The 24,323-nt window shown below is 34.8% G+C and carries 15 protein-coding genes; 10 read left to right on the forward strand and 5 right to left on the reverse strand.

The window, feature by feature from the left end:
- Positions 1 to 66 precede the first annotated feature (66 nt).
- The 4 genes from F6P99_RS04310 to F6P99_RS04325 form a co-directional block, all read right to left on the reverse strand.
- On the reverse strand, positions 67 to 969 hold the full coding sequence (locus tag F6P99_RS04310; RefSeq protein ID WP_152286195.1) for a DUF3078 domain-containing protein: 903 nt from the start codon (positions 967 to 969) through the stop codon (positions 67 to 69).
- A gap of 19 nt (positions 970 to 988) precedes the next feature.
- The gene (locus F6P99_RS04315; protein ID WP_152286196.1) at positions 989 to 1,498 is read right to left on the reverse strand and encodes a DUF2480 family protein; all 510 of its coding nucleotides are present in this window, start codon (positions 1,496 to 1,498) and stop codon (positions 989 to 991) included.
- A gap of 18 nt (positions 1,499 to 1,516) precedes the next feature.
- Complete coding sequence (locus F6P99_RS04320) at positions 1,517 to 1,837, reverse strand: iron-sulfur cluster assembly protein (RefSeq protein WP_152286197.1); 321 nt, start codon at positions 1,835 to 1,837, stop codon at positions 1,517 to 1,519.
- Between the two features lie 79 nt (positions 1,838 to 1,916).
- On the reverse strand, positions 1,917 to 2,342 hold the full coding sequence (locus tag F6P99_RS04325; RefSeq protein ID WP_152286198.1) for a SufE family protein: 426 nt from the start codon (positions 2,340 to 2,342) through the stop codon (positions 1,917 to 1,919).
- A gap of 98 nt (positions 2,343 to 2,440) precedes the next feature.
- Between F6P99_RS04325 and F6P99_RS04330 the strand changes: the two genes are divergently transcribed.
- The 3 genes from F6P99_RS04330 (at position 2,441) to F6P99_RS04340 (ending at position 9,781) form a co-directional block, all read left to right on the forward strand.
- Positions 2,441 to 3,376, forward strand: coding sequence for a PfkB family carbohydrate kinase (locus F6P99_RS04330; protein WP_152286199.1), 936 nt, complete (start codon positions 2,441 to 2,443; stop codon positions 3,374 to 3,376).
- 42 nt (positions 3,377 to 3,418) lie between these two features.
- On the forward strand, positions 3,419 to 5,314 hold the full coding sequence (locus tag F6P99_RS04335; RefSeq protein ID WP_152286200.1) for an amidophosphoribosyltransferase: 1,896 nt from the start codon (positions 3,419 to 3,421) through the stop codon (positions 5,312 to 5,314).
- A gap of 330 nt (positions 5,315 to 5,644) precedes the next feature.
- Positions 5,645 to 9,781 carry a LamG-like jellyroll fold domain-containing protein gene (locus F6P99_RS04340; RefSeq protein ID WP_152286201.1) on the forward strand — a complete coding sequence of 1,379 codons (4,137 nt, stop codon included), beginning with the start codon at positions 5,645 to 5,647 and terminating at the stop codon, positions 9,779 to 9,781.
- 65 nt (positions 9,782 to 9,846) lie between these two features.
- Here F6P99_RS04340 and F6P99_RS04345 read toward each other — a convergent pair whose 3' ends face one another.
- A complete protein-coding gene (locus tag F6P99_RS04345; RefSeq protein WP_152286202.1) occupies positions 9,847 to 10,455 on the reverse strand; it encodes a superoxide dismutase in 609 nt (202 codons plus the stop codon).
- Positions 10,456 to 10,737: 282 nt separating this feature from the next.
- On the opposite strand from F6P99_RS04345, the gene F6P99_RS04350 reads away from it, so the two are divergent.
- The 7 genes from F6P99_RS04350 (at position 10,738) to F6P99_RS13375 (ending at position 24,320) form a co-directional block, all read left to right on the forward strand.
- Entirely contained in the window at positions 10,738 to 13,989 is a 3,252-nt protein-coding gene (locus F6P99_RS04350) for a glycoside hydrolase family 2 TIM barrel-domain containing protein (RefSeq protein WP_152286203.1), read from the forward strand.
- A gap of 8 nt (positions 13,990 to 13,997) precedes the next feature.
- Entirely contained in the window at positions 13,998 to 16,094 is a 2,097-nt protein-coding gene (locus F6P99_RS04355; protein WP_152286204.1) for a glycoside hydrolase family 97 protein, read from the forward strand.
- Between the two features lie 17 nt (positions 16,095 to 16,111).
- The gene (locus tag F6P99_RS04360) at positions 16,112 to 17,446 is read left to right on the forward strand and encodes a family 43 glycosylhydrolase (RefSeq protein WP_226913013.1); all 1,335 of its coding nucleotides are present in this window, start codon (positions 16,112 to 16,114) and stop codon (positions 17,444 to 17,446) included.
- Between the two features lie 37 nt (positions 17,447 to 17,483).
- Complete coding sequence (locus F6P99_RS04365) at positions 17,484 to 18,305, forward strand: hypothetical protein (RefSeq protein WP_152286205.1); 822 nt, start codon at positions 17,484 to 17,486, stop codon at positions 18,303 to 18,305.
- A 51-nt stretch (positions 18,306 to 18,356) separates the two neighbouring features.
- Complete coding sequence (locus F6P99_RS04370; RefSeq protein ID WP_152286206.1) at positions 18,357 to 19,325, forward strand: hypothetical protein; 969 nt, start codon at positions 18,357 to 18,359, stop codon at positions 19,323 to 19,325.
- Positions 19,326 to 19,329: 4 nt separating this feature from the next.
- Positions 19,330 to 21,141: a beta-agarase gene (locus F6P99_RS04375; protein WP_152286207.1), complete on the forward strand. Its 1,812-nt coding sequence runs from the start codon at positions 19,330 to 19,332 to the stop codon at positions 21,139 to 21,141.
- A 131-nt stretch (positions 21,142 to 21,272) separates the two neighbouring features.
- A complete protein-coding gene (locus F6P99_RS13375; RefSeq protein WP_193315987.1) occupies positions 21,273 to 24,320 on the forward strand; it encodes a DUF2264 domain-containing protein in 3,048 nt (1,015 codons plus the stop codon).
- Positions 24,321 to 24,323: the final 3 nt, after the last annotated feature.

Here is a 24,323-nt window from a genome sequence, read left to right on the forward strand (position 1 = left end):
CCAATCAACATAAAAAAGCCCCTTGTAAAAATTTACAAGGGGCTTTTTTATTATTGTTATCTGTGTTTAGAATACATAACTAATTCCAACACCAAATGTTTGTCTTACTTGAAGCGCTTGGTATGCATTATCATCGTATACCATTTGAACTGTTAAATTCGTAGAGAAAACATCGTTAATTTTCATTACTAAATTCATAGTGTAATCAACATCTACGTTTTGAGGTTTTTCGATGTAATCAGAAAACAGTGTAATGATGTTTTCCATATTGATATTCTCCATCAAATCAACTCGATAGTAACCACGTAAGTTCATACCAAATTCGTATCGCATGCTTTCTCCTGGCTTTACACCAAAAGTTTCAATATCATTACTCGACTCGTATAAGGTTTTGTCGTCGTTTAATGTAAATACTTCACCTGTTAAGAAGGTGAATTTTGATGTGATTGGAGCAATATTCACAGATAAGTTGTCGCTCTTTTTCCAGAAGAAACCGGGACCAAAACTCAAATAACCAGGTTTCATAAATCCAGAAGTAGGGAAATCTAAATTGTCTAAAGGACCTGAATAATCATCATCGTAATCGTACCCATTTACAAATTGAGTTTTGAAGTTTGCGAAAAATGAACCATTCCAATATTTGTTAATTTGTTTACCCAAAATCGAGTTGAATTCTAAACGGTCATCTGTTTTTTTGGTGTCTTCTCCAGCAATAGCATTGATACCAAGATTGGCAATCAATTTGTTGTCAAATACCCATCCGTTTTTTGAGTAGTTAAAATCGTAGTTCAAATTTACATTTCCAGAAAAAGCATTGTCACCTCCTGGTTGCCAGTTTGAAAAAGCAGATTGATTCATTAAAAATGAAATTTTCCCAGTTCTTTTCCAATTGCTCTCTTTTTTTGATTCTTCTTGTGCGAATAAAGCTGTACTCGTAATAAAGAGTACACAAAGTAATAGTCTTTTCATTAGGTTTTTTTATTAGTGATTAATTTCTTTTCTTTTTAAACAACGGCACGGTTGAACAGGCCTCACCATACATGATTGAGCTAGCGTGCGGAAGTATTTTTTCTATCAATTGTGTATAGGCTGTAGGAGGTATAGGTTTGTCTGCACAGCCTTTGATAATAACAGGTTTGTTTTGTGCTAAAGTAGTATCGAATTTTTGAATGACTTCTTGAAAAATTGAAGTTTCAAGATTCTGTAAGTCTCCAACTACAATTTTTTTTGCAAAAGGAGCCGCATATGTTGTTAATAACAAATATGCCCATGAGGGTATGATAGCATCTGCAGTACATGTCAATGCCACATAGCAATCTTTCAAAGACTCCCAGTTATAGTTGCTTACAACTTCTCTAAAATCTTGTTCTTTCAAAATCAATTCTTGAAACAACCAAGGTTTTATATCTAGCAACACGCGATTTCCTTTCGGGTAATAATCTTCAAGGTCTATAGTTACGAGTTTGCTGTTGGCAACTTTGTTTACAATTTCGTTCATGCTTTTCTCAAAAAGGGCTTATAAAAATCCAAGTTCCAATTTGGCTTCTTCACTCATCATGTCTTGCGTCCAAGTAGGGTCAAAAGTGATTTCCACCTCTGCATTGTCAATTTCTTCTAATTGCTCAATTTTATTTTCTACTTCTTTCGGCAGTGTTTCAGCAACGGGACAATTTGGAGAAGTAAGTGTCATTAAAATTTTTGCTTCCTTATTTTCGTTCACCATTACATCATAAATCAATCCTAATTCGTAGATGTCAACCGGAATTTCAGGATCAAATATGGTTTTTAATACTTGAACTATTTTTTCTCCTATATCTGTAATTTGAGATTCTTCCATCTTAATTTCTATATTTTAGCTAGCATCAAAGATACTAATTTATCGTGTTTTGAATTTTGTACGTAAGATTCTAAAAAGCTTACGAACTTACTTTCGACTGAAAAGCCAAGGCATATAGCTTAATTTGTTTGATCATTGATACCAATCCGTTTGCTCGTGTTGGAGACAAATGTTCTTTTAGTTCAATTTGATCGATAAAAGACATGTCCGCATCAATAATTGCAGCAGGTGTCTGTTCGTTTACGACTCTTAAAAGCAATCCTACAATACCTTTTGTAAGTATCGCATCGCTATCTGCTGTAAAATATAGTTTGCCATCTTTTAGTTCTGAATGCAACCAAACTTTAGATTGACAACCTTTGATTAGGTTTTCGTCAACTTTAAATGTCTCATCTATAATAGCTAAAGATTTTCCTAAGTCAATGATGTGTTCGTATCGCTCCATCCAATCTTCAAACATAGAAAACTCATCGATAATTTCTTCTTGTATTTCTTTGATAGTCATATTTTAAACTTATTTTTGCAAAGTTATTGAAACACACTGAAGTTTAAAGAATTTTATACAAAAGATTCGAACTTTTTAAAAGTCTAAAAAAGAAGTAAATGAGTAAATTGTTGATTGTAGGTACAGTTGCATTTGATGCAATTGAAACGCCATTCGGAAAAACAGATAAAATTTTAGGAGGTGCAGCCACGTATATTGGCTTGTCAGCAGCAAATTTTAACGTGAAATCTGGAATAGTTTCTGTTGTTGGGGGTGATTTTCCACAAGAGTATCTAGATATGTTGAATGATAGAAATGTAGATACGCAAGGTGTTGAAGTTGTAAAAGAAGGAAAAACTTTTTTCTGGTCTGGAAAGTATCATAATGATATGAATACAAGAGATACATTGGCTACAGAGTTAAATGTTTTAGAATCATTCAATCCAATTGTACCAGAAGATTTTAAAGATGCGGGTATTGTAATGTTAGGAAATTTACATCCTTCAGTACAAAATGCAGTTTTAGAACAAATGACTGAAAAACCAAAATTGGTTGTTTTAGATACGATGAATTTTTGGATGGATATCGCGTTGCCTGAGTTAAAAGAGGTCATCAAAAAAGTGGATGTAATCACCATTAACGATGAAGAAGCACGACAATTAAGCGGAGAATATTCTTTATTGGTAGCTGCAGAAAAAATTCAAGCAATGGGGCCGAAATACGTGGTGATTAAGAAAGGAGAACACGGAGCATTATTGTTTCATAAAGAACAGGTTTTCTTTGCACCAGCATTGCCTTTAGAAGAAGTGTTTGACCCGACAGGTGCAGGTGATACTTTTGCAGGTGGCTTTTCTGGTTACTTAGCAAAAACTAACGATGTATCTTTCGAAAACATGAAAAATGCGTTGATTCACGGATCAAATTTAGCATCGTTTTGTGTTGAAAAATTTGGAACAGAGCGCATGCAATCCGTAACAGATTCAGAAGTAAATGAGCGATTGTTGAGTTTTAGAAACTTAACAAAATATGAAATGGAAATTCCATCAAAAAATTAATACAAACGGAAAGTTACTTTAACTCCAAAAGAGAATATTATTATGAGTGATGCTATCAAACATGAATGTGGAATTGCAATGGTTCGTTTATTAAAACCATTAGAGTTTTATAAAGAAAAATACGGATCGGCATTTTACGGTATCAACAAGATGTATTTGTTGATGGAAAAGCAACACAATCGTGGTCAAGACGGTGCTGGTTTTGCGAGTTTAAAATTCAATGCAAGTCCCGGTTCTAGATATATCAGTAGAGTTCGATCTAATAAATCACAACCTATTCAAGATATTTTTGCTCAAATCAACGAGCGATTGAATGAAGGTTTGGTCGAGAACCCTGATAAAGTTGACGATGTAGCTTGGCAAGAAGAAAACTTACCTTATATAGGAAATTTATTTTTAGGACACGTGCGTTACGGTACATCCGGTGGAAATAGTATAGAAAATGTGCATCCATTTTTACGCCAAAGCAACTGGAGACATAAAAATCTTATTGTTGCTGGTAACTTTAATATGACAAATTCTTCTCAATTATTAGAAGAATTAATTGAATTAGGTCAGCATCCAAAAGAAAATACCGATACCGTTACGGTAATGGAAAAAATTGGACATTTCTTAGACAACGAAGTTGAAAGCTTATACCAAGATATTAAAGGTGGTGTTAGCAAAAAAGATGCTTCTCCGATCATCGCAGAAAAAGTTAATATTCAAAGAATATTAAAACGCGCAACAAAAAGTTTTGACGGAGGATATGCTATGGCTGGTTTGTTAGGACATGGTGATGCTTTTGTAATGAGAGATCCTGCCGGAATACGACCTACTTTTTATTACCAAGATGACGAGGTTTTGGTGGTCGCGTCAGAAAGGCCTGTGATTCAAACGGTTTTCAATGTTCCATTGGAATCTGTGAAAGAATTAGATCGTGGACATGCAATTATCGCAAAAAAATCAGGAAAAATTTCAGTGCAACCAATTTTAGAGCAACTACCGAAAAAATCATGTTCATTCGAGCGTATTTATTTCTCTCGTGGTAGTGATGCTGATATTTATACTGAGCGTAAAAATCTTGGTAAAATTGTTTTTCCAGAGATTTTGAAAAAAATAGATAACGATATTTCAAATACTGTTTTTTCATACATTCCAAATACGGCTGAAACTTCATTTTATGGGATGAGAGAAGCGGCTGAGGATTTCTTGAATCAGCAAAAATTATTGAAAATTTTAAAAGGGAAAAGAGAAATTTCTCCGGAGAAATTGAACGAAATTTTGTCAGAAAGACCAAGAGTAGAAAAAATTGCAGTGAAAGATGTAAAACTAAGAACATTTATCGCAGATGATAACAGTCGTGATGATTTAGTTGAGCATGTGTATGATATCACTTATGGTGTCGTCAAGAAAGACGATAACCTTGTAATTATAGACGACAGTATCGTTAGAGGTACAACACTAAAGAAAAGTATCATTAAGATTTTAGATAGGTTAAATCCTAAAAAAATTGTGATTGTTTCTTCTGCTCCTCAAATTCGCTACCCAGATTGCTACGGAATTGATATGGCGAAAATTGGTGATTTTATTGCGTTTAGAGCGGCGCTAGAGTTGTTAAAAGATACAGATCAATACCATATTGTTACCGATGTGTACAAAAAATGCATCAAGCAACGTATCAAAGAAGATGCTGGAATCGAAAATTTTGTGAAAGAAATTTATACGCCATTTACAGCAACTCAAATTTCTGATAAAATTGCAGAAATGTTAAAAACAACCAATGTAAAAGCTGATGTTGAAGTGATTTTTCAAACAATTGAAGGTTTGCATGAAGCTTGTCCTGATCATTTAGGTGACTGGTATTTTAGCGGTGACTATCCTACAAATGGAGGAAAAAGAGTTGTAAATGAAGCTTTTATTAATTTTTATGAAGGTAAAAATAAGAGAGCATACTAGTAAAGTTTATCATAAATATTTAGAAAAAGCCTCAGTAATGAGGCTTTTTTTAGTTTACAAAAGTTTGTTCTTGAACATACGTTAATAGAAATTATGCTTGTTTGTTAACTTTTGTTTAGTGATAACGCGATTTTTTTATTGTGGCGTATCAAAGTTTTATTTTTGTGATATTGAAGTAGTTAGAGTTTTTTTTCAAGTAAAACTTTGGTATCGACCAATTGTTTGTAATAATAAGCAGTTTGTTGAATAATTGATGTTATTTACTTTTTAAGGACAACAAGCCGTAAGTAATCTGGGGAAATCGCTACTTTTATAGTGTAGCTATTTATAATGAAGAAATTATATCACATATTAACTGTGTTTGTTTTATTAACAACCACCATCTATTCTCAGGGTTCAGAGTATTCTTTGGATTTTGATGGGTCGAACGATTATGTTGATTTAGGAGCAACCGGTATTTCTTTGGGTGCTTCGTTTACCTTAGAAGCATGGATCTATTCTTCTCAACCAAATGGCTCTTGGCATGGGTTTATGGGGAATCAAGTAACAGGTTCTACAAATCGTGCGCCAGGTCTATGGGTGTATGAAAATGATAGAATTCACTTTGGTTTTGGGAATGGTACTACTTGGCAATCAGGGAATACGGATTCAGGTACTTTGATTGAAGACCAGTGGAATCACGTTGCCATGACGTATCAAGGTTCTGAATTAAAGGTGTACATAAATGGGGTACTTGAAACAACCAAAACGGGAGTCACCGGTACACCTGTTAACCCTTTAAGGTGGATAGGTAGAGTAGATAATTATTTTGAAGGTAAAATTGATGAGGTGCGTGTTTGGTCTGTGACAAGATCTGAAGCAGATTTAAAAACGTATATGTGTCAAAAACTAACAGGTTCAGAAACTGGTTTAGAAGGGTATTGGAGGTTTGATGATGCAACAGGTACAACTGCTACCGACGAAACAACTAATGCGGTTGATGGTACTTTAACGAACATGAATTCAGGTTCTGATTGGGTTACTTCTGGTGCCCCAGTTGGTGACGCTTCTGCATATCTATATACCGGTAGTTGGACCGGAGAAATACTTAGCTTAACATCTACCAACAAAGGTAATATTGAAATCAATACAGTTTCTGGTACTCCAGATGGTGTACATGTTTACCGAGTAGATGAGACGCCGAATTCGGTTTCAGGTATAACAAATGCTCTTGGTAGTAATGATATATATTATGGCGTTTACGTAACCGGTGGGTCCTCTCCGACCTATACGGTCGAATTTGATTATGGATTGTATGCCAATGCAATGGCTGCTGAACCAAATGTTGAACTGTACAATAGAACAGATAACGAAGATACATCTTGGAGTTTGTTGTCGGCTACTTTAGATACCGGCGCAAATACATTGACAGAGACTAGTAACTCAGGTGTCAATCAAGAGTTTTTATTGGGAGGGGTTAATTCTACTGAAGTATTAGGGTATTTAGGTCCAGGAGGAGTAGGAAATACAGATGGAAGTACTGCCTTAGAATTATGGCTAAGAGGAGACAGTGGAGTTACTAGTGATGGTAGTGATGTAGTAACAGCATGGTTAGACAAGAGTGGAAACGGAAACGATGTGACCTTGATTGGTGGAGATCCTACCTACACTACAACTATTAACAATCATGAGGTTGTGTCTTTAGATGGTACAGATTATTTTCAAAGTAGTGTGACCAGTAATACCGGTACGACAGCTTCAGTTTATTTTGCAGGTACAATTACAGGTTATAGCGCTACATGGGCAGGAATAATTTCCGGGTCTAAAAGCGGACAACTTGATTGGAATACGACAGATCATGTTGTGTTTTTAAATAGATACGATAGTTCAGATGATATAGAATCACATAGAGATGGTGTGAAATCAGTAGTTTCTAATGGATTATCTGGGTCTTCAGTTAAAATCATGAACTCTGAGTACGATGGATCGAATAGTATTATTAGGTTAGATGGTGTGGCAAGTACGAGTGTATCATCAACAGGTTCTTTTGATTATAACCTAATCGGAATCGGTAAGCGTATTACAGAAACTAAATATACAGAAGGAGATTATGCCGAAGTTATTTATTTTGATAAAGATTTGAATTTGGCGCAAAAAATAATCATTGAAAATTATTTGCAAGCTAAATACGACGGAGCATTATCTGCAAACGATTTTTATAATGAAGACAATTCTGCAAACGGAGATTTCGATTATGATGTAGCAGGTATCGGTCAGGCTACTGATGGATCAAATCATACAGATTCACAAGGTACAGGAATTGTAAGAATCAATAATCCGAGAGGGTTAGGAAATGATGAGTTTTTGTTTTGGGGTAGAAATAATCAAACAGCATTAGCATTTGAGACCAACACGAGTAACTATAAAGAAAGATTAAATACGGTTTGGAGAGCTAGTAGACGAAATAATCCTGGAAGAGTAGATGTTACATTTGATTTGAATGGGGTCGATCTTTCAGGGATGCAAAGTTGTTCTTTTTTACAGTTGATTGTTGATAATAATAGTGATTTGTTGAGTCCACCATCAGGTGATATCTATCCACTTACGGACATCGGTGGCGGTTTATATCGTGCTGAAAATGTAAGAATTAGAAACAATCGTTATTTTACCCTTGAATATCAAGATAAAATTGTGGTCGATGATACTCAGTTTTATAATGGAAGCGGAACTGCAAATGTACCTGATATCAACGATGGCTGTTTTAAGTTGCTAGTCAAAAGTACTGCAGATGGTAGTTTAACGCTAACTGAAAACGCAAATGTTAGAGAAGTTGAGGTTGAAAGTGGCGGTAAATTAGTTGTTTCTAATGGAACAAGACTACAAGTTACAGACGGAATTGATAACAGTGGAGATATTAGATTGATAGGCACGTCTCAGTTGTTGCAAACACATACTGGAGTTTCTCAAAATTTAGCAAATACAGGAAATCTATATATTGATCAGCAAGGTACAAATAACAGTAAGTTTAGATATAATTATTGGTCGTCTCCTGTTGTTGGTGTTGGTCAAACACAATATACAATAGGAAATGTATTAAAGGATGGTTCTACTCCAACAGGAGTAAGTACAAATCCATTAGGAGTTACTTTTACTTCAGGATATGATGGTGATCACACGACCAATCCGATTACCATTTCTAGTTATTGGTTGTATAAATTTGATGCGAATTGGTCACAAGTAGGTACAACAGGAACATTAGATCCAGGTCAAGGTTACACTATGAAGGGACCTGGAGCGGTTCAAGGATATACGTTTGTCGGAATTCCTAATGATGGAGACTATACCGTAGCTGTTTTAGAAGATAATTCAGCTTTGGTTGGAAACCCATATCCTTCTGCATTAGATGCAGATGCTTTTATTCAGTTAAATAGTGTAGATAATGGAATTATTGACGGTAGTATTTATTTTTGGGAACATAATGGAGAAACGTCAACGACTGGAAATGAAGGGCATCATAAATTGAAGTATCAAGGTGGATATGCAGTTCGAAATATCGGAGGTGGTGTAGCTGCGGTAGCGCCTCCTGGAGTTGCTGGATTGGGGTCTAGTTCGGGTATAGAACCGGAACAATACATTCCTGTAGCGCAAGGGTTTTTTGTGAATGCTATTGCTGACGGTGATGTTGAATTCAATAATTCAATGCGAGCATTTGTGGTTGAGGGCTCAGAATCTGTTTTTTATAAAAACGGTAAAAAAAATCAAATAACAAAATCTAGCCATACATCGAAAAAATTGCCATCGATTAGAATTGGTTTTGACCAGAAAAATGAAAATAATATTTTATTACGAAGACAGCTTTTAACTGTCTTTAAAGAAGGATTGACTGATGCTTATGATAATGCCTATGATAGTGGAATTTATGACATTCAAAGCAATGATGCGTATTGGAAGTTTTCTGAAGAAGAAGGGAGTTATGTAATTGCAGGTGTAAATACGTACTCAGTAGAGAAAGAGTTGCCGCTTGAAGTGGTGATTGGTACAGAAGGAGTAGTGTCGTTTGAAGTATTGGAAAAACTCGACATTGTTGATAAAGTATATTTGTACGATAAGCTGAATGATATTTATTATGGATTAAATGATGATAGACAAGTTTCTTTGTTCTTAGAAGAAGGGGCACATTCAGATCGTTTCTTTATTACTTTTAAAGGAGACGGGTTGTTATCAACTCCAACAGTTGATTTGGCTGAGATGTTGTTGGTATACCAAGACAGTCGAACGAATGAATTGTTGATTCATGCTAACTCAGAGATGACAATCTCCAAAATTGTGGTGTACGATAGGGTAGGTGTGCAACAAAAAGTATTAGAAGTGGTGAATTCAGTAGAAGAAGACTATAAAATAGATGTTCAAAGTTTTCCATCTTCGGTATATATTATTAGAATTGAAACAGATCAAGGAGTGATTTCTAAGAAGGTTTTGATCAAGTAAAACAAAAGATGAAACAAAAAAGGCTGTCTTACATAGACAGCCTTTTTATCATTTATGTGCAAAAACTATTTTGCTGCAGCATATTTTTTAGAAACTTCTTCCCAGTTAATTACATTAAAAAATGCATTGATATAATCTGGTCTTCTGTTTTGGTAGTTTAAGTAATATGCGTGTTCCCAAACATCCAATCCTAAAATTGGTTGGTTTCCACAAGTTACACCTGGCATTAATGGGTTGTCTTGGTTTGGAGTTGAACATACATTCACAACTCCTCCTTTAGCAACGCATAACCAAGCCCATCCTGAACCAAACTGAGTTGCAGCAGCTTTAGAAAAAGCATCTTTAAAAGCTTCAAAAGAACCAAAAGCAGCATTGATAGCATCTGCTAATTCACCTGTAGGCTCTCCACCTCCATTAGGAGAAAGAACTTCCCAAAACAATCTATGGTTGTAAAAACCACCTCCGTTATTTCTTACAGCACCATTTGTCATATCCAAATCAGCAAGAATTGCTTCAATAGATTTTCCTTCAGCATCAGATCCTGCGATAGCATTGTTTAAATTGTTTGTATATCCTTGATGGTGTTTGCTATGGTGGATTTCCATAGTTCTTGCATCAATATGTGGTTCTAACGCATCATATGCGTATGGTAATTCTGGTAATTCAAAAGCCATAATATTTTTTTTAGTGTTAAACAAAATTTTTCAATGTCAAAGGTACACAACAAAACTCAATCAGGAAAATTGATTGTTCTTATATCGTTATTGTAATTACCTATTTTATATCAGCGCAATATTTGAGTTGTTTTAGCACTACCATATTTAACTTCTTGATATTGACAGTTTAGATATATGTAATAAAGCATTTGTTTCCCTCTAAAAAACATTTGAGATTCTATAATCTCTCTCTTATAAATAGGTTTGTAAACTGAATGCTATTTACCGAGATTCAATATTATGAGAAAACATTTATATCAATTACTTTTTTTAATTCCAATTTGCCTTTTGGCACAAAAAAATGATTGGGAAAACCCTTACGTTAATCAAATAAACAAATTGCCAGCAAAGGCAACATTTTATTCTTATGAAAATGAAACGTTAGCAACAGAGAACAAACGTCAAAAATCTCAATTTTTTAAGCTCTTAAATGGGAGTTGGAAATTTTCTTGGGTTGCAAAACCTGAAGATGCAAACGAGTCATTTTACAAAGAAGATTTTGATGCTTCAAATTGGAAAGAAATCGATGTACCGTCAAATTGGGAAATGAGAGGTTATGGCAAACCGATTTATACAAATTCTACGTATCCGTTTTTTAGTGATTATCCAAATATCAATCATCATGATAATCCGGTTGGGCAATATATTAAAACGGTAACTGTTGATGAAACATGGAATAAACGTGATGTGATTCTTCATTTCGGAGGGGTTTCTTCAGCCTATTATGTTTGGGTAAACGGAAATTTTGTAGGGTATAGTGAAGATACGAGACTGCCTTCTGAATTTGATGTTACAAAGCATATCAGAAATGGAAAAAACACGATTGCAGTGAAAGTTTATCGTTGGGCAGATGGTAGTTATTTAGAAGCTCAAGATCATTGGAGAATGAGTGGAATTGAAAGAGAAGTGTATATCAAGGCGGTTCCTAAAGTGCGAATTTCAGATGTGCAGATTCGAACAGATTTTGACGAAAATTATGAAGATGCTTTATTGCAAATCAGACCTAAATTTATTGCAAATATTAAAGATAAATACATCCAAAAAGTTGGGCATTTTGGTGTAAAGCCCTTAGAAACAAAAGTTGATGATTGGCAGTTTTCCGCCCAGTTGTTAAATGCTACTGGAAGTAAAGTTGGTGAACCTACAAAGATGCCCTTGAAAAACTATTTTGGAGAGTGGTATCCTCAACGAGATAATGTGTATTTCGGATTGATGGAGACAAAAGTTACAGCTCCAAAAAAATGGTCTTCAGATCAACCTTATCTATATACTTTGCTATTTACTTTGAAAGATGAACAAGGAAATTTAATAGAATCTACAAGTGTAAAGGTTGGTTTTAGAGAAGTGAAAATTGACAATCGAGGAAGGTTTTTGGTCAATGGAAATCCTGTTAAATTAATTGGCGTAAATAGACATGACCATCATATGTTGAATGGTAAAACGGTTTCTAGAGCTGATATGGAAGAAGATGTAAAATTGATGAAAAAATTCAATTTTAATGCGGTAAGAACATCGCACTATCCTAACGATCCGTATTTCTATGATTTATGCGATCAATATGGGATTTATGTAATGGATGAGGCAAATTTAGAATCGCATGGGGTTAGAGGTCAGTTGGCAAATGATTCTCAATGGGGAAGTGCTTATTTAGAAAGAGCTATAAGAATGGTTGAGCGAGACAAGAATCACCCTAGTATTGTGATGTGGTCTCTCGGGAATGAATCAGGAAAAGGTCCTAATCATGCAGCAATGGCAGGGTGGATAAAAGAGTTTGACCGAACAAGGTTTGTACATTACGAAGGAGCGCAAGGCGACCCTACAGATCCAAGATATAAAAAGTCATTTTTTACACAAGATCAAGGAAATCCAACCGATCCAAAATGGGTAGATATGTTGAGTAGAATGTATCCTCAGCCTAATGAGTTACAAGCATTAATTGACGATACAAGTTTTGATAATAGACCTGTTTTGATGTGTGAGTATGCCCATGCGATGGGTAATTCTTTGGGGAATATGAAAGAATATTGGGATGTTATTTATAAAAATGATAGGGCTTTAGGTGGATTTATTTGGGATTGGATAGATCAAGGTATTTTAAGAAAAGATGCAAAAGGTGTTGAGTATTTAGCATATGGAGGAGATTTTGGTGACACACCAAATGATGGAAGCTTTTGTATCAACGGAATAATTGCCTCAGATAGAACTCCGAAACCTGAAATCATTGAATGTAAAAAGGTAAACCAACCTGTAGTGATAACATCAACAGATCCTACCTCTGGAATTTTTGAGATTACGAACAGACATCATGCTCAAGATCTTTCAAAATATTCAATTTCTTGGGAAATCACTGAGAACGGAAAAGTAATCAAAACAGGAATCTTGAAAGAAGGCTTGTCTACAAAAGCTTTTCAAAAAGAGACTTTTCAAGTAAAATTTAAGAAACCAAAACTTCATGTAAATAGTGAATACCACATAAAAATTATTGGTAAACTAAAAAAGAATGAGTTATGGGAAAAACAAGGATATGTAATTTTTCAAGAACAGTTTAAGCTTAATTATTTAGTGAAACCTGCTACTGATGAAACTAGTAAATCAAACTTATTGGTAAAGGAAACATCGTCTGAAGTTGTGATATCAAATAAATATGTAGTCTTAAAAATTGATAAAAATTCAGGATATATCCATACCTACCAATCCAATGGCATGGATGTATTAAAATCTCCTATAAAACCAAATTTTTGGAGAGCTGAAACGGAGAATGATATGGCATATCGTCGTGCAAAGAAATTATCAGCCGAAAGAGATTGGATGCATGCCGAGGATAGATTTAAAGTAAAGAGTTTGCAAGTTGATTCAAAAACGAAGGGAAAAGTTATCGTTTCTGTGCAAGGTGAAATAGAAAACCCAAATGTAAAGATGAAGCTTAACTATACAATCCTCGGAAATGGAAAAGTTAAGATTGACTACGAATCACTAATTGATGCTACCGCTCCAAACGCACCGAGAATAGGAATGCAGTTTAATATGGCTTCGTCATACAAAAACCTTACATATTTTGGAAGAGGACCGCAACCAAATTATGCTGATAGGTATTACGGTGCTGAAGTAGGCTTGTATTCTGGCGTGATCAAAACCATGAGTTATGGATATGTAAAACCTAGCGAGTATGGTAATCATATTGATACAAGATGGTTTAAGGTACATAACAACTCGAAAGGTGTATTGGTAAAAGGTGAAGATGTGTTAAGTTTTAGTGTGGTTCCTTACGATTTGTATGATATCCAAAAAGCGATGTTTACGAGAGAATTAACAGAAACAAATACGTCATCAATACAAGTAGATTTAATACAAACTGGTGTTGGAGGTGATGATACTTGGTCGGATAGTGCTGAGCCCCATGCAGAGTATAGAATTGGTCCAGGTAGTTATAAGTATTCATTTTATTTGGTTCCTTTTTCAGGATCTGTAAAGGCTGAAAAGATTAAATTTTAAAAAGTAGGATGATGCGTATAGTATACATACTAATTTTTTCATTACTCATTAGTTGCAATAATTCTGATGAATTCACTACAAATATAAGTTCACCTAATAACATAAATGAGATCTCATTTAGCATATCAGACGCTGGACAATTGTATTTTAGTGCAACTGCTTACAGTACTAATTTTATCAAAGAATCTGCATTAGGATTTGAATTGAAAAGACATTCGTTAAAAAAGAATTTTGAGATTATCGGTACAGAAGTTTCTACAGAAAATACGACTTGGAATACTGTTTGGGGGCAAAAAGAAATAGTTTCTAATGAATACCAAGAGTTGATACTTCATTTGAAGCAAAAGTCAACGGAAATATTAGTAGATGTAATCGCAAGAGCTTATGATGATGGAGTTGCATTTCGATATTTTTTTCCATCTCAAAGCGCACTTAAAGATTTTGTGATTACAAATGAATTGACAGAATTTAATTTTAATGGAGATTATAAAGCTTGGTGGAATTTTGCAGATTACGATAACTATGAAAAAATTTATTATGCATCACCAATAAGTCAGATTGGGGATTCGATTCAGTTTGCGAGAAGACCAGACAAAGAAGAGCGTGCTAATATGGCAAATACGCCAACTACAATTGAGGTTTCGAATGATTTGATCATTAGTATTCACGAAGCAGATTTAACCGATTATGCAGGAATGAATTTGTTGAATACTAAAGAAGGGACGAAGTTAAAAGCTCATCTAACACCATGGTTGAATGGAGACTTAGTTAGAGCTTCAACTCCATTTAACACTCCTTGGAGAACTATTCAAATAGCTAAAACTGCAGGAGATTTAGTTGAGTCTGATCTGATTTTAAATTTGAACCCTCCATGCACCTACGAAGATACTAGTTGGATTGAAACCTATAAATATATAGGCATTTGGTGGGAGTTACATATCGGGAAAACGGCTTGGGCTGAGAAAACTCAATTCGGTAAACCGATTACGAGACCACATGGTGCGAACACGAGAAACGCAAAATATCATATTGATTTCGCCGCGAAGCATGGCATTCCTGATGTCCTTATTGAAGGATGGGATAAAGGCTGGGATGATATGGAAGGATCTTGGACAGGATATGGAATTTTTGATTGGGAAACATCGACAGATGATTTTGATATTGAAGAAGTTTGTGCCTATGGAAAAGAAAGGGGGGTGAGAATGATGATGTATCATGAGACAATATCAGATATCGATCACTACGAACCTAAAATGGATCAGTTGTATCAAATGTGTCAAGACCTTGGAATAAAGACAGTAAAAGTTGGATATACGGGAGACGTAAATTACGACACAAAGAAGAAAACGTATCGTCAGCATCATCACGGTCAGTATATGGTAAGGCATTATAAAAAAATGGTTCAGAAAGCTGTAGAATATAAGTTGCAAATAGTAAATCATGAGCCAATAAAATTCACAGGAGAACAACGTACCTATCCAAATTTGATGGCGAGAGAAGGAGTTAGAGGACAAGAATACAATGCTTGGAGTGAAGGTAATTCACCAGAGCATGGTTTGGTATTGCCATTTACAAGAATCTTGGGAGGACCTATAGATTATACACCAGGAATATTCAAAATGTTATTGCCAGATAAGAGTTGGAGTACAGCAAAATTTAGAGTAAGAACCACAATTTGTAAACAATTGGCCTACTATTTAACAATGTACAGTCCAATTCAAATGGCGGCTGATCTTCCTGAAAACTATGAAGGAAATAAAGCCTTTGAATTTATAAAATCCGTTCCAACAAACTGGTCTGAAAGTAAAGTTCTCAATGGGAAAATTGGAGATTATTATACAGTTGCTCGTAAAGAAAGGGGAACAGAAAATTGGTATTTAGGAAGTATAACAGATGAGCATAAACGAACTTTAGAAATAGATTTGTCGTTTTTAACCTCAGAAAAAACATACCAAGCAACAATTTATGCAGATGCTAAAGATGCAGACTGGGAAACAAACCCCGAAGCAGTTGAGATCTTTACAAAAGAAGTTTCTTCTTTAGATACAATAGAAATTAAGCTTGCTTCGGGAGGCGGACAAGCTATAGAGTTCAAACAATTATAAACAGTTAAAATAAGAATATGATGGGAATAAAGAAAGTATTATTTGCAACGGTGATGTTCGTTGCTGTATGGGATTTAGTTGCGCAAAATCCTATAGTTACACATATGTATACAGCAGACCCTACAGCGAGAGTTATGAATGGGAAGTTATATGTTTTTCCTTCAACTGATATTGTTTGCGAAGAAGGAAAAGGAGAAAATGGATTCTGTATGCCTTCATACAATGTGTTTTCAACTGAAGATATGGTGACCTGGGAGGATCATGGAAAGATCATAGATCAAACTGAAGTGCCATGGGGTAAAAAAGATGGCTTTGGTATGTGGGCACCAGATTGTATTGAAAAAGATGGGGTATACTATTATTATTTCCCTGCACCACCAACTGATAAAAGTGCTTTTAGAAGAGTTGGTGTTGCTACTGCATCGTCTCCTGAAGGACCATATTTATTGGAAGATGATTATATCAAAGGTGTAGATGGAATAGATCCAAATGTTTTTATCGACGATGATGGAAAAGCATATTTGTATTATGGTGGAGGAGAACATTTGAGAGTTGCTGAATTGAATAGTGATATGAAAAGCATCAAAGGGAAGGGAAAAGTCGTGAAAGATTTGCCATCAAAATACAAAGAAGGTTCATTTGTCTTTAAGAAAGATGGTTTGTATTATTTTACTTTTCCGCATAATGCATCTGGATCAGAAGAAATAGCATATGCCGTAGGAAAAAGTCCAATGGGACCTTTCAAATACAAAGGGATGATTATGGAGCGTTGGAAAGATGGTATTTGGACGAATCACCATTCTATAGTAGAGTATAAAGATCAATGGTATATTTTTTATCACCATCACGATATTTCTAATGATCAACATTTGCGTTCAATGAGAGTTGATAGTTTGTTCTTCGATGAGAAAGGAATGATTTTAGAAAAAAAAGCAACATTAAGAGGAGTTGGATTAACATCTATTGATAAACCAATTCAAATAGATAGGTATTCAGACGCACATAAGGTAAAGGTTAGTAGAATCAAAGGTAGTACAACTGTAAATTGGCAGTTAGACTATGTAGAAAATGGTGCTTGGGTGACTTATAATGCAGTTGATTTTGGAAATGTTAAACCGAAAACTGTTACTGCGAGAGTAAGCTCTGGATTGCAAGGAGGAACGATTCGTGTAATTGTAGGGGGTGAAGAAGTAGCTTCGATTAAAGTTCTGAATACTGGAAATTGGAATACATGGAAAGAGATTGAAGTACCGCTTACAAAAAAGATAAAAGGAGTTCAAAACGTCAAATTAACTTTCGAAAGCAATGGTGCAAAATATGTTGCAAATATAGATTGGATTCAATTTAAGTAGCAAAATATAATACAAACCAAACCAAACCCTATAAAAAATGAGAAGTTTAAAGTTGCCATTTAACTATGTACAAGTAATATTAATTTTTTCGATATTCTTAGTTAGTTGTTCTAGCGCTTCGGAAGAAGCGATAATCGATGAAGGATGTAATAAAAAATGTCGTTCACAATACGAATTAAATGAAGAGACATGTAGCTGCGAAGAAATCGTTGTGGTGTGCACAAAAGTATGTGAGACAGGATATACCTTGAATGAAAACACATGTGAATGTGAAGAAGATGCTCCGCCTTTTGTTCCTACTGTTATTACCGTGGAAACAGAAACGGCAACATTAGTTGAAGATTGGAAATTGAAAACAGATATTTCTGATTATTCAGGAAATGGTTATATTGTATGGGAGGGACCTGCACAGTTTTGGAAAGGAGCTGCCAATATTGGAAAAGCTGGTAAACTCACGTACAAAGTAAATATTACAGTGCCTGGAACTTATTTATTTCAATGGAAATCTTACATTGCCAAAGTTGATCCAAATGGGCCTACTTCAGAACATAATGACAGTTGGTTAAAGTTCCCTGATGCTGATAATTTTTACGGGATCAGTTACAAAGATGGATCTGTTGTTTACCCAGCTGGTTCAGGAAAATCACCTATTCCAAAAGGAGAAAGCGGAAATGGTTTCTTTAAGATATACATGAATACAGGAGGTGCATGGAGTTGGATCAGTAGTACTTCAGATAATGATGCTCACAGAGTTTTTGGTACATTTTCTGAGGCTAAGGAATATACGATTGAAATTGCTGCCAGATCAAATTATCATGCGATTGATTCGTTTAAATTGACGTTGCAAAAACCTGAATAATCTCAATATTGGTTATGAAATAGTAGGTTTAAATATTAACACAGATCGATTATGAATGTAAAAATTAAAATAAATAGAAAACTTATCATTGTCTTTTTAATAGGGATAACATCTAGTGTTTTTTCACAAGAAGTTGATAAGGTTTTATTCCTTAAACCGATACCTGCAAAAATCCAGAATGCTGCATATTTTAGTTTTTCTGTAGGGTATGTAGCTACAGAAAATAGAGATATTTCGTTAGACTTATCTGGTGGGCCAAACAAAATTTGGTCTGGTAAGACTGTAAAAGTAAAAAAAGGAAGAGGATTAATAGATATAAGTCTTACTCCCCAAAATGGAGTTGTAGAAGGTGAAAAATACAAACTTATTCTATCTATGAGAGAAAGCGGTGGTAGTTGGCAAACCGCAATGGCAGGTACTTCTGTATACAATTTAGAGATTGTAAAGGGGGCTGTTACGCAACCAGAAACAGCAGCATTCTCTTTGGCAACTCCTACAGTTTATGAAAGTAAAGAAAATTATAATTTAAATGTTGATTACACTTTTCCTAATCCTGGTGCTATTCAAGTGTCTATATGGAAAGGGGGGCAGTGGATCGGTACTTCTAAAAAAATTGATGTTTCTGCCGGAACAGGAACGAAAAAAGTACAAGTTTCAATACCTCAACAACAACCTGGAAAAGATTATAGGTTTCAATTGAATTTCGGTTCCAACGAAAATTTTAAAAATAAAAATACTTCAGTTGTAAATTTGAACAATATCTGGTTCAAAAAACCGGAGAAAAAGCTAACAATGAAAGAAATTAATGAGAAAAGTATCCAGATATCTTTGAATAAAGATGCTGAGGTATTGACTTTACCTGGTAAGTTGAGTTATAAATACATTCGAATCATTAGTGTGCAAGGTGCAATTCTTAAAGAGGTCTCCCAAACCAACAAAATACAAGTATCAAATTTAAAACAAGGTCCATATTTTGTTGTAACAAGTGATGCTGATTATTACAAATTTGTAAAATTTTAAAAAGATGAAAAAACAGTTATTTTATTTATCTATTTTAATTTCAACCTTTGGTTTTTCTCAGAAAAACGTTGTGTCTGTTGATTTAAATACACAAAAATTTATTGGTGAAGAAAGTGATTTGAGTAGGAAGAAGTATTTTTCAATACATGCATCATATACAGATTGGGGTTTGGCCCCAGAATCTGATTATTTATTCAAACATTTGGGGATAGAATTTGGTAGAGCATTTAGCGGACCAAAACCTTTCAATAAGAAAAAAGATGTCGACCCTAAACTATCAGATGCAGCAGCCTATGCTAAAAAATCTCAAGGCTATTTTCTAAATTCTCCTATGTACAAAGAGCATAAAACAACGGATTTTATTATTACTGATCATCCTAGTCAAGCATTTCAATTAAATAAAGACTATGCTAAGGTAGCAGCTTACAATGTTGAGTATATTAAGAAAGGATATCCGACATTGCCAAAATACTATGAGATTATGAACGAGCCTTTTGTACATGCAAAAGATTATGTAAAAACATGGGCAGAAACAGAAGGTGTTATCGTTGAAATGTCTAAATTTCATAAAGTTGTTGCTGATAAGATTCATGCAGAAGTTCCAAATATGTTGGTGGGTGGCTATAGTGCAGCTTGGCCTGAAATGTCTAAAAATAATTTTTGGCATTGGAATACAAGGATGAAAGTATTTATGGATAATGCAGGAGAAAGCATGGATTTTTTTGCCACACATATCTATGATGGTCGAAATGTTTCTGGTGATTTTAGTTATCGTTCGGGAAGTAATGCTGAAGCGATTCTTGATTTGATTGAAGCCTATAGTTATAAAAAATGGGGAATTGTAAAACCCCATTTGATTTCTGAGTATGGGTATACAGCCAAAGGCTTACAAGGAAAACCTTATTCTGCTAAGTTAGATGGTACTTGTTTGGTGTCGTACAACAATATTTTGATGGCGTTGATGGACAAACCAGATCGCTTGCTAAAAGCGGTACCTTTCATCGTAGGTAAAGGAAGTTTTTTTTACACAAGTCCGGATAATCCTGAAGGACATCCTTATCCTTGGGTGATAATGCGAAAGCTTAAAAATGGGTCTTACAAATATACCCACATGAAAAAATTCTATGAGCTTTGGAAAGATGTCGAAGGTAAACGAGTAGAGATATTTTCTAATAACCCTGATATACAAACAAATGCTTTTGTAAAGACCGGGAAAGCATATATTGCGATCAACAATCTATCTGATAATGAAGAGTTATTAAGTTTAGACTTTATGAATAAAAGTCAAGGCTTGATTAAGAATACTACCTTAAGAAGGCTGTATACTACTTCAAGCGGTATTCCAAAATTGGTCTATTTTACAGATATAAGTGAACTTTCTGAGCTTACATTGAAAAAAGGCGAAACGGTTGTATTGGAATGTGATGTTGAAGAATATGAGTTTTCTAAAGAATTGAAAGAGAACAATTATTATTCTAAAACCTACCTTCAAGAAATTGCTGCAAATCAAAGCCTGTCTTTTGTGATAGAAAATGTTGAAGCTGGAAAAAAAGGTAGGGCTTCATTAAGAATGGGAATTGCACGTGCGCATAATTTAAGCAAAGCACCCAAAGTTACTATTAATGGGAAAAAAATAAATGTTCCTTCTAATTGGAGTGGTTATGATCAAGCTCCTCGGGAACATTATTTTGGGGTGATAGAAATTCCATTTCCAGTAAAATATCTAAAGAACGGTGATAACAAAGTTACCCTGTCTTTTCCCGATACAGGAGGACATGTAAGTTCTATAATCTTAAATGCCGAAGTATTGCAGTAAATAATTGGCCTTAAACAAAAGGACTAATGCAATAGAAATAACCAAATAAGACATACGTATTCTTAAATGAATCATATGTCTTCTATAATAATACAATCGATTGTATTTTTGATAAACACCAATAAATATAGATGATGAAATTTTATAGTACGATGTTATGTACCTTGTTTTGTGCATTTCTACTTAACTCGCAAAGTATAAATCCAGTTTCAGTTCGAAACGAAATGGAAAGAGTTGCCAATTGGCAAATAGATCATTTTAAAGACTCCTATAGTGGACGAAAAAAACCACATCACGAAAGAGATTGGACCAATGGAGCATTGTATGTAGGAATGGTAAAATATGCCAAATTAGCAAAGGATGATCGCTATTGGAAATTGATGCGTTCAATCGGTGAAAATCATAACTGGGAGTTGCATTGGAGAAAATATATGGCGGATGACCATACCGTTGGACAGATGTATCTTGAGTTATTTCGAAAGTATCAAGATAGTTCAATGATTCATGGTACTCAGAAACGTTTTGATTTCATTATAGATCATCCTAGTAAACAGCCAATTACTTTAGAGAATTATAAACATTTGGAGCGTTGGACCTGGTGTGATGCCTTGTTTATGGCTCCTCCTATTTGGGCCAAGCTTTCTAAAATCACAGGAGACAAAAAATATTCTGATTGGATGTTAACAGAATATGAAGCGACCAAAGAACACCTATTTGATAATGAAGAACACTTATTTTTTAGAGATGATAGTTTTATCGAGAAACGAGATCATGGAAATAAAATATTTTGGTCTAGAGGTAATGGTTGGGTTTTTGGCGGATTAACCTTGTTAATGGATGAATATAACCCTGGTTCAAAAGAGTATGCGTATTTCAAAGATATTTATTTAAAGATGGCTGAAAAGCTTATTCAAATTCAAACACCAGAGGGGCATTGGGCGATGAGTTTGTTGAATCAAGATTTTTATAAAACACCAGAAACCAGTGGAACTGCCTTTTTTACATTTGGTTTGGCTTGGGGGGTTAATAATGGATTGTTGAGTAAAGAAAAATATCAGCCTCATATAGAAAAGGCATGGAACTGTTTGACGAGTCATATTACTAAAGAGGGTATGTTAGGTTATGTTCAACCCATTGGTGCTGGACCAGATAAATCATTTAAAGACCAAACGGAGGTGTATGGTTCAGGAGCTTTTTTAGCCGCAGGATCAGAGGTGTATAAGTTGTTTGGCGGTCAAGAAATATTTCAAATAAAAAATCCGGACTATGAGAAAAGTCCAATTACAGGAATGACGCGAACGCATTGGGAGGATGCAGCTATGTACATGCTTGAAGGAGCATTCAGTTACGTATCTACTCTTGATGATCCATTGAAATTTCCAAAAATTGGGTCTGTAGCTTATCCGAGAGGAAAATGGCAAGAACCAGTTGAAAAGTTAGAGGGTTTGTGCAGAACCTTATTTGTTGCTGCTCCGTTGCTTAGAGAAAATCCTGATTTGGTTGTAAATGGAATTCACTTAGCCGAATATTACCAACATAATATTTTGAATTTGATGAACGAAAATCATCCTTCTTTTATCAAAGATAAAGTAGGAGATTGGCCAGGACAAACTTTGGTAGAGTTTGGGGCGCTTAGTATGTCTATGTTCACGGTACCTGAAGTATTGTGGGATCCCTTAACTCAAGCCCAAAAAGATAAGTTAGCTAAGAAAATGCTAAGTTATGCAGATGGCCCTACGGTTCCTTCAAACTGGAAGTTCTTTAATATTTTTGTTTTGAGTTTTTTTAAAGACAAAGGGTATGAAGTAAATGAGAAACTCCTAGTTGAATACTTAAACAAATCTTTGGCTCACTATCGAGGTGATGGTTGGTACAACGATAACCCAGCCTATGATTATTATAGTATGTGGGCATTTCAAATGTACGGGCCTTTTTGGTCAGAAGTTTTTGGAAAAAAATATTATCCTGAAATAGCCGAAAAACTGAAAAATAACTTTTTGGATTTAGAAAAATCTTACCCCTATATGTTTAGTGAAAATGGTGAAATGATTATGTGGGGTAGAAGTATTACCTATCGTTTTGCTTCTATTAGTCCTTTTCCATTATTTAGTTTGTATGAGAAAAGCTTGCCAAAAGCAAATTGGGGAGCGATGAGGAGAACTTCTTCGGGTGTGTTATTACAATTTTTACAGCATCCAGAATTTATGAAAGATGGGGTTCCAACTCTTGGATTCTATGGGGCATTCGATCCATCTACCCAATATTATAGTTGCAGAGGCAGCGTGTATTGGATGGCAAAATCTTTTTTGAGTTTACTATCTCCTAAAGAAAGTAAGTTTTGGTCTGAAAAAGAGAATCAAGGTGTTTGGGAAAAAGATGCAATGAAAGAAAATGTTACGAATCATTTTTATGAGGGGTCGAAAATTATGGTATCGAACTATAAAGAGATTGGTGCGTCAGAAATTCGCGCTTGGTGCGATGTTCCTAGAATAGGAATAAAAGAGCCTTTTCGTTCTAGTGAAAATTACAACAAGTTATCATACAATAGTGCATTTCCATGGCAAGCTGATGATACCGAAAATGGTGTCGTTTCTATGAATTATGTTTTTAGAACTAATGATGTTACGTATAAAAATGAACCTGGTCATTTGTATACATTTAATAAGTTTGAAAACGAAGTATACTATAGAGATTTGGCATCTGAATATTTAAAAAACACTAGTTTACAGTTGGCAGAGATGCCTTTGAAGAACGGAATCTTGCGAGTTGATAAATTAAATAGCAAAACTTCTGTTGACTTGCGGTTTGGTCATTATTCACTTCCTCATATCAATGGATATATTAAGAAAAGTTCGCGTGTTGTAAAAGGGAAGGAAGTTCATATGATTGATAATGGGGTGTATCAACTTGCGTTGGTCCCTATTTCTGGTTGGAATGAAGCTACAACAGTAACTTCTAATGGATTACACCCAGTAACCAAAGAAAGTACTGTGATTAATGTTGTTGACTCTTATAACCCAAAGAAAGACAAGGGTATTTATACTTCATTATTATTGTGGAAGAGATCAGGAGAAGAATTTTCAGACGAAGAATTGTCCCTTGTAAAACGCGTAAAAATAAAGAAAGAATCTGTTAAAGTCTGCTTCAAAGATAAAACGGAAAAGACTTTTAGTTGGTAGTCA

It is taken from the genome of Flavicella marina (assembly GCF_009193215.1).
GTDB classification, from domain to species: domain Bacteria; phylum Bacteroidota; class Bacteroidia; order Flavobacteriales; family Flavobacteriaceae; genus Flavicella; species Flavicella marina.

What these genes read in the sequence shown, in the direction of transcription:
- F6P99_RS04310 (WP_152286195.1), bottom strand. Translation starts at nt 969, where the DNA reads ATGAAAAGACTATTACTTTGTGTACTCTTTATTACGAGTACAGCTTTA.
- F6P99_RS04315 (WP_152286196.1), bottom strand. Translation starts at nt 1,498, where the DNA reads ATGAACGAAATTGTAAACAAAGTTGCCAACAGCAAACTCGTAACTATA.
- F6P99_RS04320 (WP_152286197.1), bottom strand. Translation starts at nt 1,837, where the DNA reads ATGGAAGAATCTCAAATTACAGATATAGGAGAAAAAATAGTTCAAGTA.
- F6P99_RS04325 (WP_152286198.1), bottom strand. Translation starts at nt 2,342, where the DNA reads ATGACTATCAAAGAAATACAAGAAGAAATTATCGATGAGTTTTCTATG.
- F6P99_RS04330 (WP_152286199.1), top strand. Translation starts at nt 2,441, where the DNA reads ATGAGTAAATTGTTGATTGTAGGTACAGTTGCATTTGATGCAATTGAA.
- F6P99_RS04335 (WP_152286200.1), top strand. Translation starts at nt 3,419, where the DNA reads ATGAGTGATGCTATCAAACATGAATGTGGAATTGCAATGGTTCGTTTA.
- F6P99_RS04340 (WP_152286201.1), top strand. Translation starts at nt 5,645, where the DNA reads ATGAAGAAATTATATCACATATTAACTGTGTTTGTTTTATTAACAACC.
- F6P99_RS04345 (WP_152286202.1), bottom strand. Translation starts at nt 10,455, where the DNA reads ATGGCTTTTGAATTACCAGAATTACCATACGCATATGATGCGTTAGAA.
- F6P99_RS04350 (WP_152286203.1), top strand. Translation starts at nt 10,738, where the DNA reads ATGAGAAAACATTTATATCAATTACTTTTTTTAATTCCAATTTGCCTT.
- F6P99_RS04355 (WP_152286204.1), top strand. Translation starts at nt 13,998, where the DNA reads ATGATGCGTATAGTATACATACTAATTTTTTCATTACTCATTAGTTGC.
- F6P99_RS04360 (WP_226913013.1), top strand. Translation starts at nt 16,112, where the DNA reads ATGATGGGAATAAAGAAAGTATTATTTGCAACGGTGATGTTCGTTGCT.
- F6P99_RS04365 (WP_152286205.1), top strand. Translation starts at nt 17,484, where the DNA reads ATGAGAAGTTTAAAGTTGCCATTTAACTATGTACAAGTAATATTAATT.
- F6P99_RS04370 (WP_152286206.1), top strand. Translation starts at nt 18,357, where the DNA reads ATGAATGTAAAAATTAAAATAAATAGAAAACTTATCATTGTCTTTTTA.
- F6P99_RS04375 (WP_152286207.1), top strand. Translation starts at nt 19,330, where the DNA reads ATGAAAAAACAGTTATTTTATTTATCTATTTTAATTTCAACCTTTGGT.
- F6P99_RS13375 (WP_193315987.1), top strand. Translation starts at nt 21,273, where the DNA reads ATGATGAAATTTTATAGTACGATGTTATGTACCTTGTTTTGTGCATTT.